Below are 12,161 nucleotides of genomic sequence, written 5' to 3'. Positions count from 1 at the left end.
CACAGCTGCTGAAGATGATCGGTGCCGCTGCCGCACTATCCGCGCCGGTGGCATGGCTCGAAATAACCTAAATGGATACCACCAAAGAGCTAATCACCTATTGTTTCTCCCTAATCATCTATCGTTCTTCCATTTCAGATTTTCATCAGTAATGCTCAGGTAAACACAGATTAAGATGCCATCTAGGCAAATCTTATCCAAGATCATCTTGATTTCACTTTCCGGGGAGTCGGCGCGTGGCTAGATCAAGCACATCCGTGGATGTGGCGGTCATTGGAGCGGGCCCCTACCTGTCGCTGGCCGCGCATTTACGTGCGCGAGATGTCGAGCACCGGATTTTCGGGGAGCTCATGGGGTCATGGAAGCATTTCCTCGGCCCAACGCTGTTGCGCCAGATCCGCCTGGTTGAGGGCGCGCCGCAGCGATCGGCCCATTACGAGACCTCGGTGCCTGGCCTGCATTTCATCGGTCCCGCCGCCGCGAACAGCTTCGGCCCGGTGCGTCGATTCGTATACGGGACCTATCACCCGGCCCATCATCTCGCCCGACGCCTAGCGGCAGTTCTTGCGCGCTTCCAGGCCGCCTTCTGGGTTCCATCGTACGACCTCAAAGCGCTGTCATGAACGCCCGTCTCGCCAGCATTCTCGCCCCTGTCGGTGCCGTATCGCCGCCTGACCCGATTGATTTCGCGCTGCGCCGATCGCTCACTCTGCCCCGGGTCAGCTTCGTCGTCCCGACGCTCAATGAAGCCGAGAACCTCCCTTGGCTTCTGCCGCGCATCCCCAACTGGGCGCATGAGGTCATTATTGTGGATGGTCGCTCGACCGACGACACGGTCGCGGTTGCGCGTCGCCTGCGCGAGGACGTGAAGATTGTCATGGAGCCCCGGCGGGGCAAGGGTGCTGCACTGCAAGCAGGATTCCTGGCCGCCACAGGCGAAATCATCGTGATGCTGGACGCCGACGGCTCCATGGTGCCGGAGGAGGCTATCGTCTTTGTAAGTGCGCTGATGGCCGGCGCGGATGTCGTCAAGGGTTCTCGATTTATCCAGGGCGCCGGCACCGACGACATGTCGCTGTTCCGGATGTTCGGCAATAAGGGGCTGACCCTGTTCGTGCGGCTGCTCTATGGCGGTTGGTTCTCCGATCTATGCTACGGATACATAGCCTTCTGGACCAAGCACGTCGCCACGCTGGACTGCGATTGCGATGGGTTCGAGATCGAGACCCTCATCAACGTGCGGGCCTTGAAGAACCACCTCAATATCGTCGAGGTGGCGAGTTTCGAAGCTCCGCGCATCAGCGGTGTGAGCCATCTGCGCCCCATGCCGGACGGCTGGCGCGTACTGAAAACCATCCTGCGCGAGAGGGTGCACCAACAGCGCAGGCAGAGCGCGACAGCCTGTGTTGTCAGTGGACAGACCTGATGCGAATCCTGATGGTTGCCGCTCGCTGCTACCCCCTCATAGGCGGCATCGAAACTCACATCCAGGAAGTCGGTCCCCGCTTGGTGTCGCGCGGCCACGCCGTCGACGTGCTCACCACCGATCCCTCGGGGGAGCTGCCGGTTGAGGAGGAGGTGCGCGGCATGCGGGTGCAGCGCGTACCGGCCTGGCCGAGGGAGCTGGACCTCTATGCTGCGCCCGGCATTTATACTGCTATCCGGCGCGGGGCTTGGGATTTGATCCATTTCCAAGGTTACAACACCTTCGTGGCGCCGATCGGGCTGCTCGCGGCCGTCCGCGGACACCTGCCGTTCGTCCTGACCTTCCACAGCGGCGGACATTCCTCCCGGCTCCGCAACGCCGTGCGCGGCACACAGCACGCGCTGCTTCGGCCGCTGGTTGCCCGGGCCGCGCGGCTGATTGGCGTCTCCGAATTCGAGGCCAATTTCTTCAGCGGGAGGATGGGCGTGGCGCGGGAACGGTTTGTCATCATCCCGAACGGCGCCGCGATGCCGGCTCCGACCCCTGGCATCAAGGTCGATCCGCACCTGATCGTCTCGGGCGGCAGGCTGGAGCGCTACAAGGGCCATCAACGGGCGATTGCGGCCTTGCCCGAACTGATCCGCCGGGTGCCAGACGCACGACTGCACGTCGTCGGAACAGGCCCGTATGAGGGAGAATTGCGGCGCCTCGTCGCGACGCTCGGCCTCGAGAGGCGGGTCACTATCGCGAGCATCCCCGGGTCCGAGCGGCAGCAAATGGCAGATCTTCTGGCGAGGGCTGCGCTGTTCGTGCTGTTCAGCGACTACGAAGCCCATCCGGTCGCCGTAATGGAAGCCCTGTCGCTGCGCCGTCCGGTCCTTGTCAGCGACACGTCCGGGCTGCGGGAGCTGGCCAGCAAGGGCCTGTGCAGGGCGATTCCGCCCAATGCCGGTCCGAAAGAGCTGGCCGCCGCCATGGCCAAAGAGCTGAAGGCCCACCGGCAGGTCCCGGATTTGGCGCTACCGGACTGGGATGCCTGCGCTCAATCGCTGAGCGACGTTTATTGTGATGTCCTGAGCAGCCGATCCACGGTCCGCTTGCCCCCCGACGGCCTGATGTCGTGGCCTCCTGCGACGGAGGCATGAGGCTGATAATGCCAGCTCATTTCGCCGCGGGAGCCAGGATCAACCCGCTCCGGGCCGGGATAAGGTTCGTCTCGGCCGTTATCGGTCCCGACCTTCGCGGCGGCAGCGCCGATGCCCCGCCGCAACGGGCCAACTTCGGATGGATCGCGGTTCTGTGCCTGACGACCGCCACGGCTCTGCTCCTGGTTGTGGCCGGGCACGCCGCCGGGCGCCGGGGCTATGACGTAGCGCCGCTTTTCTTCTGGTCCGGTGTCGTCCTCCTGGTCGTCCCGACCAGCCTGCGCATAGCTTGGCCGATCGTAGCCCGGGGTGAGCGCCTCTTCCTCCTGTTTTTGCTTGCCGAAGCCCTGTTCTATTACAAGGCGGTCTATTCCCCGACGAGCTTCATCCATCACGACGAGTTCTTGCACTGGATCGCAGCCGACGACCTTATGACGGCCCGCCGGTTATTTCTGTCCAACCCGCTTCTCCCGATCGGGCCGACGTATCCCGCCCTGGAAATCCTTTCGACGGCGATCGTCAATCTGACGGGATTGCCATTGTTTGTGGCGGGGACTCTATTGTTGGTCGTCCTCAGGGGCACGTTCGTCGGTGCCTTGTTTCTGTTCTTCGAAAGCATCACCGGATCGCCGCGCATCTCGGCCATCGCCTGTCTGGCCTATATGGGTTGCTCAACCTTCGTCCTGTTCGAGTCGATGTTCTCTTACGAGAGCCTCGGCATCGTGCTGTGCGTACTGACCTTCGCCGTCGAAGCAGCGTCCAAGGATCTCGTCGGGCGACCGAGGCTGAAGGCGTTCGGTCTGATTGCCTTGCTGTTGGCGAGCCTCGCGGTCACGCACCACCTCTCGGCCGCCTTCACCGCCGCCTACTTCGCAGTGCTGGCGGCCCTCGAGGCTTTGCGCCGGCGCGGCCCCTTGCGGATTAAGGCCAGGACCGTCGCAGGCTTCACCGCGCTCCTGGCCATAGCCCTGCCGCTCCTTTGGATACAGGCCCGTGGCAACCCTCTCACAAGCTATCTCGCCCCGGTGGCCGAAACCGGCTTCAAGACATTGCTCGGAAAGATCCTGGGCGCGCCCACTCCATCGTCGGAGCACCTCGGAGCGCCTACCCAGCCCCTCGGCATGCGGCTTACCACCTTATTCGCGATCCTGCTGTTGGCACTCGGGCTGGCGACGGGTTTCTTTCGGTCGCTGGCCATGGCAGCGCCGCGCGATGCGCAAGCGGGCTGGCGTCCGATCCAGGACATTCTCAACCGGCGCTGGCGCGACAGCCGCATCGTGCTCCTTACCTTGCTGGCCTTCGCGTTCCCGGTCTCGGTGGCCTTCCGGCTTACCATCGCTGGATGGCAAATCGGCCACCGCATGGGAACGTTCGTGTTCATCGCCGTCGCACTGGTCGTCGCGGTGAGCATAGTCCACTTCTGGCAGGGTCGCACGCCACGCGGGTGGCGCCGCGTCGCACCGGCCGTTGCTCTGGCGGCCATCGTCCTAGGCGGCGTCACGAGCGCTTCGCTCGATCCGTTGCGTGGACGCTACAGGGTGGCGGCCGACCAGCAATCGGTCGAATCCATGGGGATCGAAACCGCGCTCTGGACCAAGGAATGGCTCAAGCCCGGCAATCGCTTCACCGCCGACCGCGTCAATCGCCTGCTGCTCGCCGGCTACGGCCGGCAGGATGCCAGGGTCAACATCGTCCAAGGCGTCGATGCCGCGCGCATTTTCGAGGCCAAGGAATTATGGCCTGACGACCTTTACGCCTTGGCGAGGAGCGACATCGATTTCCTGCTGGTAGATCTGCGCCTGTCCACAGCCATCCCGGTGCTCGGGTTCTACTTCGAGCCGTGGCAAGCGCAGGAGGGAACTCCGCTCTCGGGCGCACAGCTGCTCAAGTTCAACAACATCAAGGGGATCACGCGCATCTACGACAACGGCTGGATCGTCATCTACGATGTGAGGGGATTACATGGGAATTTCTAGTAATCGGGACCTTGCGGCCGCCTGCCTGTGGGCAGTGGCCACGGTGGCCGTCGTTGCGATCAGCGACAGCTTGCTCCTCCGGACCGTCCTGGGCGCGCCAATGGTGTTGCTCGTCTCGGGCCACGTGGTGCTGCGGGCTCTTGGGGTGAGGACCACCACCGTGTCGGAACACCTCGTCTACGCGGTCGGAGCAAGCCTCACTTCCGGCATCGCCGGGGGCTTTGCCCTGAACGCCGCTGGCTTCCTCACGCCGCTCGGCTGGGCGGTGTGGTTCTGGACCGTGACGACCGCCGCGGCGCTGGTGGCGGTCCGCCGCGACGCTCCCAATCTGCCAGCTTGGGCGCCTCCGCCGCGGCTCCGGCTCTGGCAGGGGGCCGCACTGATGGTAGCGGTGCTGGTGGCGACCGGAGCTTATGCGCTGGCCGTCCGGGACGAAGCGACCTACCGGCAATTCAAATACACCGAGCTCTGGATGTTGCCATCGCCCAATGGGGAGCCCGACCTACTCACCGTCGGCATCAGAAGCGCCGAAACCCGAGTTCAGCGATTTGACCTGGAAATCACGCTTGACGGGCAACCGTTCGCCGTCTTCCGATCGCTCACTATCGCGCCGGGCGACACCTGGGCGCGGGAAATCTTGGTGCCCGTCTTGGCAACTCGCCAGACGGCGGAGGCGCGGCTCTATGGGCCGGAACACGACCGACTCTATCGCAGCGTTTCGACGCTGGTGCCGCCCATCTGAAACGAGGCTCAACCATGCGCATCCTGCTACTGTCGCAGTTCTATCCTCCGGTGATCGGGGGAGAGGAGCGGCACGTCCGCAACCTCGGCGCGGCGTTGGCGCAGCGGGGCCATCATGTCAGCGTCGGGACCTTGCGGCATCCCGGATCGCCCGAAACCGAGCAGGACGGCGCGGTCCGCGTGCACCGCCTGCGCGGCACGCTCCAGCGTCTGTCAGGCCTTCACACCGATCCCGAGCGCCGCCACGCACCACCTTTCCCGGATCCCGAACTGGTGCTAGCCCTGAAGCGGCTGGTCGCCCAGGAGAGGCCGGACATCGTCCACGCCCATAACTGGATCTATGCGTCCTTCCTGCCGGTCAAAGTTCTCAGTGGGGCACGCCTCGTGGTCACGCTGCACGATTACGGTCTTGTCTGCGCCAAGAAGAACTTCATGCACCTGGGCACCCATCTCTGCAGTGGCCCAGCACCGGCCAAGTGCTTACCTTGCGCTATTGTGCATTACGGAGCGGTGAAGGGAGCCGCGACAACGTTGAGCAACTGGGTGTCGAGCTTCGCCGCTCAGCGCCTGGTGGACCGCTTCATCCCGGTGAGCCACGCGGTGGCGCATCACACCGGACTCACCCAAGGCCGCGCCAGCTATGAGATCATCCCCAACTTCGTGCCCGACGATGTCGGGGTGCTTGGCCCGGAAGATCCCTGCCTGCGGCAGGAGCTGCCTGCGAATGGATTCATCCTGTTCGTCGGCGACATGATGCGCCTCAAGGGCATCGGCGTTCTCCTGCAAGCCTATGCCAGCCTGGAGCGGGCGCCACCGCTGGTCCTCATTGGGCGCCGGGTCGCCGATACGCCTACCGAGTTTCCGCCGAACGTCCGCGTCTTCAATACGTGGCCGCATTCAGCCATCATGCATGCATGGCGGCGCTCACTGTTCGGCGTGCTTCCATCGGTCGGACCCGAAGCCTGCGCGACGGTGATCATGGAAGCGATGGCGTCGGGCAAGGCAGTCGTCGCAACCGACGTCGGCGGCATGCCGGATATGGTCGATCATGGCCAAACAGGGCTTCTCGTGCCGCCTGGTGACACGCATGCGCTGGCCCACGCGATGCAAACACTTGTGGACGACCGCGCCCTGCTGGCCCGCCTGGAGGCGACAAGCCTCGCCAGGGTGGGGCGCCTCAAGGCCGGAGTGGTTGTGACCCGGATCGAGCAGGTCTACTGGGATATCCTGCGTCCAGCCGCCAGCAGGTCCGCGGTGCCGGCGCACCAAGACTCGGAAGAGCCATCATGCCGGTAGATCTCGCCGTGACTGCACTTATTCGCGTGCGCCGAGTGCTTCAAAAGAACGCTACGCTCGCCACGAATTCCGGTGCTCTGGCGATCGGAACAATGGCAGCGGCCGGTCTTGGGTTTATCTATTGGTGGCTCGCCGCCCGACTGTTTCCCCCGGAGGTGATCGGCAAGACCTCTGCCCTTCTGTCCGTGATGGGGCTCGTCGGTCTGTTGGGGGAGGCCGGGCTCGGCACCCTGCTGATGGGCGAAATCGTTCGGCACCCCGGCAAGGAGCGCGGCCTCGTGGCCGCGGCAGCGTCCGTCGGGGTGGCATTGGCGGCTGGCTTCGCCTTGCTGTTTGTCTTCGGAGAGGCGTATTTCAACAGCTCGTCCGGGCCGATTGACGGATGGTTCGGGGGCGTCGCGTTCGTCCTCGGCTGCTGCCTGACCGTTTTCAGCGCGGTGGCCGATCAGGCGCTCGTCGGCAACTTGCGCAGCACCGACAGGATGATCCGGCAAGTGCTGTTCTCCACATTCAAGCTGGTGCTCATCGCCGCCGCAGCAGCAGCTGGCTACGCCTCCAACGCCGCGATTCTTCTGACCTGGGTGGCCGGTATGCTGGCGTCCTGGATCGGTGTCGATCTCTTGACCCGGGGCGGGACGCGTCACCTGGTTGGGGCCCCCGATTTTCCGTTGCTGTCTACGCTCCGCCGCAAGGTCTTCGACCACTACGCGCTTGATGTGGCCTTGCAGGCCCCTGCGGTCATCATGCCGTACCTTGTGCTGATTCTCCTGTCGCCGGCCATCAATGCCGCCTTTGTATCGTTGTGGATGCTGGTATTCATGGCCTCGATCATTCCCGCAGCCATGGCTACGGCCCTGTTCCCCGTAGTCAGAGCAAGCCCGAAACGATTTAGGCACAACATCCTTTTGTGCCTCGTGGCGTCATTGCTCTTCTCAGTGGTCTGCGCCGCCTTCGTCTTCACATATTCTCAGGAGGTCCTTGCGGTCTTTAATCCCGCCTATCCTGAGATCGCTGGTTCGAGCCTGCGCTTTCTCGGCTTTAGCTTGCTGGGATCAACGCTCAAATTTCATGCCTGCACGCTGGCGCGGCTGAGCAATACGATGCGCAAGGCGTCTCGCTGGTTCGCGCTTGGCGGAATACTGGAACTGTGCTTCGTCGTCGCTGGGGCGAAGCTTGATGGACTTCAAGGCCTGGTCCTAGGCTGGACGCTCGCCCTCAGCATCGAGGGTGCATATGCGGCCCTGATTTTGGCCTTCGCCATGAAACTGGATTCTGCCGCCGGCCGCGCGCACGACCGACCGACCCCGTCGCCGCTCCAGACTTGAGGAGACACCGACCATGGCGCAGGATTATCGACCGCAGTTGGATGGCCTACGGGCCATCGCGATCGGACTAGTCGGCGTAGAGCACTTCGGCGGGTCGTGGGTCACAATGCGCTTCCCCATCGGGGCGGGTGCGCTGGGGGTCGAACTGTTCTTCGTCCTGAGTGGCTTCCTGATCACGCGCAACTTGCTGTTCAGACTAGAGCAAGCCCCTGCAGGCGAAGTCATCCGCAGGTTCTTCATCGGCCGCGCGGTTCGGCTAATGCCGGCCTACTATCTAACCCTGCTCGTGCTGTTCGTGCTGGGCGTGCCCGAGGTTCACGACTTCATTCCCTGGCATCTCAGCTACACGAGCAATTACCTCGCGGCGACCGGAGGCCCACTCCTTGTGTTCTGGTCACTGGCCGTGGAGGAGCAGTTCTACCTGATGCTGCCGGTGCTGTTGCTCATCTCCGGTCGCAATGCGATGAGGGTGGGGCTGTTCCTGATCGCGACCGGATTCCTGTTGCGTAACATTGTCCTAACGACGCCGATTGACCCGTTCGCCTTTGAGCTGTCGATCTTCGGAAAGTTCGAGATCCTGGGCATCGGCGTGCTGATCGGCGCTCTGTCCTATGCCGCGTCGCGTGGCGGCCGACGCCTCGTCGCCGGGTGGGACTTTGGGATCCTTGCGCTGGCCTGCCTGCTGTTCCAGGCCGTGGCTTGGTACGTCTACGGCAACGGCATCCTGCGTCACGTGACCTTCAACGCGAGTGTGGGGACCTTCTTTGCCTGGGTGGTTTTGCGGGCCGATGCCGGGCTGCCGGGCCCGCTAGCGTTCTTCAGCGGGTTCGCGTTCGTCCGCTTCATCGGCAAGATCAGCTACGGCATCTATCTCACCCACGCGTTCTTCCCGAGGATCTTCGAGTCGAGCGCCGTGATCGAACGGATGGGATCCGTCCCGGTCTGGGCTCAGGGCATCTGCGTCCTGGTCCTGAGCGTCGCGGTGCCAGCGACCTCGTGGTACGTGATGGAGTTGCCGCTACTCCAGCTCAAGGAACGCCTGTTGGACGGGGGTCCCGCCCAGGTGCGGATGAGGCCGACGGGCAAGGCCCTAGAGGTCCTGGCCGCGCCCGCACCAGCGCTGTTATTTGGTGGCGACTGCCGTGATTCCCATCAGGACGCCGGCCAATTGATTGCGCCGCAACCGAGCCGGAAGCCATTGCAGAGCCCGCTCGATGCCGTGCAGGAGTCGGTAGGGCGGCTTGACGAGCCAATATCCGGTGACCACCAGCGGGAACTCGATCCGGCGAAAGCCCGCCTGGAGCGTCAGCGTGCGCAATGAACGGTAGTCGTATTCCCGCATGTGCATGCCCGTCGCCACCTCGTCGAAAAACACCGAGATATCGTGCGGCCCCGTGACGCCACTCGGGGTCGTGCACACATAGTGCCCGCCGGGCCTGAGCACCCGGTGGATCTCCCGGAGCTGGGCCTCGGCGTCCTCCACGTGCAGGTGCTCCATGAGCTGGTCCGAATGGGCCAGATCGACGGAGTTGTCCGCGAGTGGGATATCGACCCCGCCCGTCTTCAGGAAGCGGAAATTGGTCGGAGCGGCGGCGAAATCCACCAAGGCGTCCGTGACATCGAGGCCCAGCACCTCACGAGTGTTCCCGGATAGCGCGAACGGCAGCGAGGCGTCACCGCAGCCGATCTCAAGGTACACTTCGCCGCGTCCCATTAAAGGCTTGAGGGCCCTGACCTGTTTCGCGACCCGGTTAGGGCGCGAGCCGACGGCGGCTTTTTGCGGATGGTCCGGCAGGCTGTTGAACAGTTCCGAATACACCTCGGCATAGATTCGGGAGCGCTCGTCGCGGGAGGCGGCCCGCAGCCGATCCGCGAGCCGGCGTTCCAGTTCGTAGTGCGCGACCAGGCGCTCAGGCGGCCGTGTGTCCTTGCAGCGCCGCTGGATCGCGACATAGTCAGGCTTCAGCTTTGTCAACACACGCCCCCCTTTGATCTGGCCGCTTCCTGGGGCCGAGTCTGATGAGACCCTGGCGACCGGCTGGCGATGTCCACCCGGCAGCTGAGCGGCCCAGCGCAAAGGGCCCTAGGGAAGCCTCGGCCCGACAGTTGAAGTCCTGGGCCAGCCCCGAGCGTCTCCGTGCAGAACAATCACCTTGCTGACCAATTATGCCGGGCATCAATTCGGCCGATCCTCTCTACTCCCTCACCACGCGGGAGGGTTCGACATCGTTGGGGTTGGACGCGGCCGGCAAGCTCTCGCTGGTCGGCGACGAGTTGAGGCGGTCAACGACGCCGAACAGGGTTCCGGTTGGCACGTCAGGCGCCTTGCTGAGGTTTCTTGGGGCGCTCAGCACTGGTGGGGAGGGCAGGGACGACGCTCCGCTCGACCAACGCCACGGCCGACGCATCCGGTCCCGACACGATCGCGCGGGAGGGTTCGGCCATGGCTTGAACCAGTCGTTCTTGCCAGCTGTCGATAGCAGCAGACACCTTCTGCGCCACGGCTCCGGAGACATCCTGGACCTTCTGCGCCACGGCTCCCCTGCGTCGGGCCGCCTGTCACGAGGGAGTGATGGGCTCGGAATTGTATTTTGCATCCATGGCCAGGGCATGTGGCTTTCACTTTCAAGGGTGGCCATCGGTGGCCATCCCGTCCCGATCTGGTCGGGCACAGGTCGACGAGCAAGGCTCTGCCGTATCGTGACCCTTCACCGCCAGCGGCACAACTATCCCTTTGTGGGCACTCCTTCCGGATAAGGCACCGCCTTGTATGCAGCCGACGGCGCGAGCGCAGTCTATTTTCTTGGCCGGCGTTCGGGACGTGCAATGAAACCGAAGGACATCATTGCCTATTACAGGTCGCGCAGCGATAGTCGTCTCTGAAGAAACGCTTGAGCTCCCATTCAAGCGCGTTGCCAATCTGCGCCGGTCTTGACGAACGTCCGGATCAAAGCACGCAAAAGCTCTGCGAGCCAACGCAGGAGCAGGCCGAATGTTGTAATTGGCAGCGGCGAGCCTGCGCGCCATCGCGATGGGACTCGCCAGCGTCGAGGACTTAGGCGGGCCGTCGTGCCGCGCGTGCAACGAACTATCCCGCGGCCTTCAGCGGATGCCCACGTTTGAGCGCTCTTGCCGATCGCCTCTTTGTTGACCCGCGAGTCGGAATAATGCTGAGCCAATCAGCACCTTAACTCTGATTGTTCTTTTCGGTACGTTGATATCGGTTCAGTTTTTAAAGGCCGCCAGATCACACGGCGCAGCGTTTCTTTCGCGGCTTTCGCTGACTCCAGTAGCGCCGGACCTGGATCGTCCCAGCGCCAGTAGGCGTTGTGAATCCGATGACTCGGTGGATAGAAACAGCCGGCGCCAAGGAGCCGGGCCGAGATGAAATCCCTGAATTCATCGCGCCAGACGTGCGTCGGATCAAGCTCTAATGGTGGGTGTGGCTGCCCGGCGGCGTCGCAATAGCCGACATGACAGAGATTGACGCCACAGAGGGCGGAGATCTCCACCTGCCCATCGATCCGGCCAACGGTTGGCTCAACAAATCGAAATACACCGTCACGCTGGTCGCGCTTGAATTCCATGCTGGCGAATCCGTTTGTCAAACCGATTGATCGGAAGAAACGGATTGTCAGATCCTCCAATTCCTCGGCGACTTCCGGCGCCGCCCAGCAACTAGCGGTTACGCCGATTTGAGGTGGCCAGGAACGGCCTTTGCGGCCTGTAAAGGCGACCGAAGCACCCGGGCGCAGATAGCACAGGCAAAAGTAGATGGAGTCATTCGACCCCTCAATCCACTCCTGAACAATCACCTCCCCCACCGCGTCCAGCACTCGCTCGCAGAGCAACCGAGCATCGGCTTGGGTTTCGATGCGATAGGCCTTCTTGAACGAGCCATCATACGCCGGGGAACGGCTGTTTGGCTTCACGCACAACGGAGGCCGAAGGTCACGCAGGCCAATCAAGTCACCATGGTTCTGCGCCAAGAGGGTTCTTGGCACCGGAAAGCCACCGCGCTCGGCCAAACGAAAAAATGGCTCCTTCAGCGTTAAGTCGACCAGCAGTTCGTGGAGTGGGAGTTGGAAGCTGAACCAGGGAGCCACACGGTCACGGTACCGTGACACAGTCAAAAGTGGACGGTCATCGGCAAATATTATCACACCTTTCTGAGGCATTATTTCTCGCAATCTAACTAGTTCCTCCACGAATTCTTCGCCGTTAAATGTCGAAACAATAACTCTTCGGGCAT

Annotated in this window: 10 protein-coding genes and 1 pseudogene; 8 read left to right on the top strand and 3 right to left on the bottom strand. The window is 63.0% G+C overall.

Annotation, left to right across the window (positions count from 1 at the left end; genetic code table 11):
- Positions 1-257 precede the first annotated feature (257 nt).
- The 8 genes and pseudogenes from NKH89_RS31370 to NKH89_RS31335 all read left to right on the top strand — a co-directional run.
- Positions 258-623, top strand: coding sequence for a hypothetical protein (locus NKH89_RS31370; protein WP_352911133.1), 366 nt, complete (start codon positions 258-260; stop codon positions 621-623).
- Positions 620-1,426 carry a glycosyltransferase family 2 protein gene (locus tag NKH89_RS31365; protein ID WP_352911131.1) on the top strand — a complete coding sequence of 269 codons (807 nt, stop codon included), beginning with the start codon at positions 620-622 and terminating at the stop codon, positions 1,424-1,426. Before NKH89_RS31370 ends, NKH89_RS31365 begins: the two co-directional genes overlap by 4 nt.
- The gene (locus NKH89_RS31360; protein WP_352484248.1) at positions 1,426-2,571 is read left to right on the top strand and encodes a glycosyltransferase family 4 protein; all 1,146 of its coding nucleotides are present in this window, start codon (positions 1,426-1,428) and stop codon (positions 2,569-2,571) included. Before NKH89_RS31365 ends, NKH89_RS31360 begins: the two co-directional genes overlap by 1 nt.
- Before the next feature lie 8 nt (positions 2,572-2,579).
- The gene (locus NKH89_RS31355; protein ID WP_352484249.1) at positions 2,580-4,547 is read left to right on the top strand and encodes a putative glycosyltransferase family protein; all 1,968 of its coding nucleotides are present in this window, start codon (positions 2,580-2,582) and stop codon (positions 4,545-4,547) included.
- A complete protein-coding gene (locus tag NKH89_RS31350) occupies positions 4,534-5,289 on the top strand; it encodes a hypothetical protein (RefSeq protein ID WP_352484250.1) in 756 nt (251 codons plus the stop codon). Before NKH89_RS31355 ends, NKH89_RS31350 begins: the two co-directional genes overlap by 14 nt.
- A gap of 14 nt (positions 5,290-5,303) precedes the next feature.
- The gene (locus NKH89_RS31345; RefSeq protein ID WP_352484251.1) at positions 5,304-6,584 is read left to right on the top strand and encodes a glycosyltransferase family 4 protein; all 1,281 of its coding nucleotides are present in this window, start codon (positions 5,304-5,306) and stop codon (positions 6,582-6,584) included.
- A complete protein-coding gene (locus NKH89_RS31340; protein ID WP_352484252.1) occupies positions 6,575-7,909 on the top strand; it encodes a lipopolysaccharide biosynthesis protein in 1,335 nt (444 codons plus the stop codon). Before NKH89_RS31345 ends, NKH89_RS31340 begins: the two co-directional genes overlap by 10 nt.
- A 13-nt stretch (positions 7,910-7,922) precedes the next feature.
- Positions 7,923-8,888: pseudogene (locus tag NKH89_RS31335) on the top strand (acyltransferase family protein); the annotation flags it as partial.
- A 144-nt stretch (positions 8,889-9,032) separates the two neighbouring features.
- Here the strand turns inward: NKH89_RS31335 and NKH89_RS31330 are convergent.
- From NKH89_RS31330 to NKH89_RS31320, 3 genes are all read right to left on the bottom strand, one after another.
- Complete coding sequence (locus NKH89_RS31330; RefSeq protein WP_352484253.1) at positions 9,033-9,884, bottom strand: class I SAM-dependent methyltransferase; 852 nt, start codon at positions 9,882-9,884, stop codon at positions 9,033-9,035.
- Between the two features lie 341 nt (positions 9,885-10,225).
- On the bottom strand, positions 10,226-10,444 hold the full coding sequence (locus NKH89_RS31325) for a hypothetical protein (RefSeq protein WP_352484254.1): 219 nt from the start codon (positions 10,442-10,444) through the stop codon (positions 10,226-10,228).
- A gap of 644 nt (positions 10,445-11,088) precedes the next feature.
- Positions 11,089-12,087, bottom strand: a complete 999-nt coding sequence (locus tag NKH89_RS31320; RefSeq protein ID WP_352911123.1) for a carboxylate--amine ligase — start codon at positions 12,085-12,087, stop codon at positions 11,089-11,091.
- Between the last annotated feature and the right edge of the window lie 74 nt (positions 12,088-12,161).

This window comes from Mesorhizobium sp. M0923, from assembly GCF_040319365.1.
Classification (GTDB): domain Bacteria; phylum Pseudomonadota; class Alphaproteobacteria; order Rhizobiales; family Rhizobiaceae; genus Mesorhizobium.
The sequence above is the reverse complement of the archived record's forward strand: the minus strand, read 5'-3'. Positions and strand labels throughout refer to the sequence as shown.

Bases quoted from the DNA above. Each gene is read 5' to 3' on its own strand.
- NKH89_RS31355 (WP_352484249.1), top strand. From the start codon at position 2,580: ATGCCAGCTCATTTCGCCGCGGGAGCCAGGATCAACCCGCTCCGGGCC.
- NKH89_RS31340 (WP_352484252.1), top strand. From the start codon at position 6,575: ATGCCGGTAGATCTCGCCGTGACTGCACTTATTCGCGTGCGCCGAGTG.
- NKH89_RS31360 (WP_352484248.1), top strand. From the start codon at position 1,426: ATGCGAATCCTGATGGTTGCCGCTCGCTGCTACCCCCTCATAGGCGGC.
- NKH89_RS31320 (WP_352911123.1), bottom strand. From the start codon at position 12,087: ATGCCTCAGAAAGGTGTGATAATATTTGCCGATGACCGTCCACTTTTG.
- NKH89_RS31365 (WP_352911131.1), top strand. From the start codon at position 620: ATGAACGCCCGTCTCGCCAGCATTCTCGCCCCTGTCGGTGCCGTATCG.
- NKH89_RS31350 (WP_352484250.1), top strand. From the start codon at position 4,534: ATGGGAATTTCTAGTAATCGGGACCTTGCGGCCGCCTGCCTGTGGGCA.
- NKH89_RS31345 (WP_352484251.1), top strand. From the start codon at position 5,304: ATGCGCATCCTGCTACTGTCGCAGTTCTATCCTCCGGTGATCGGGGGA.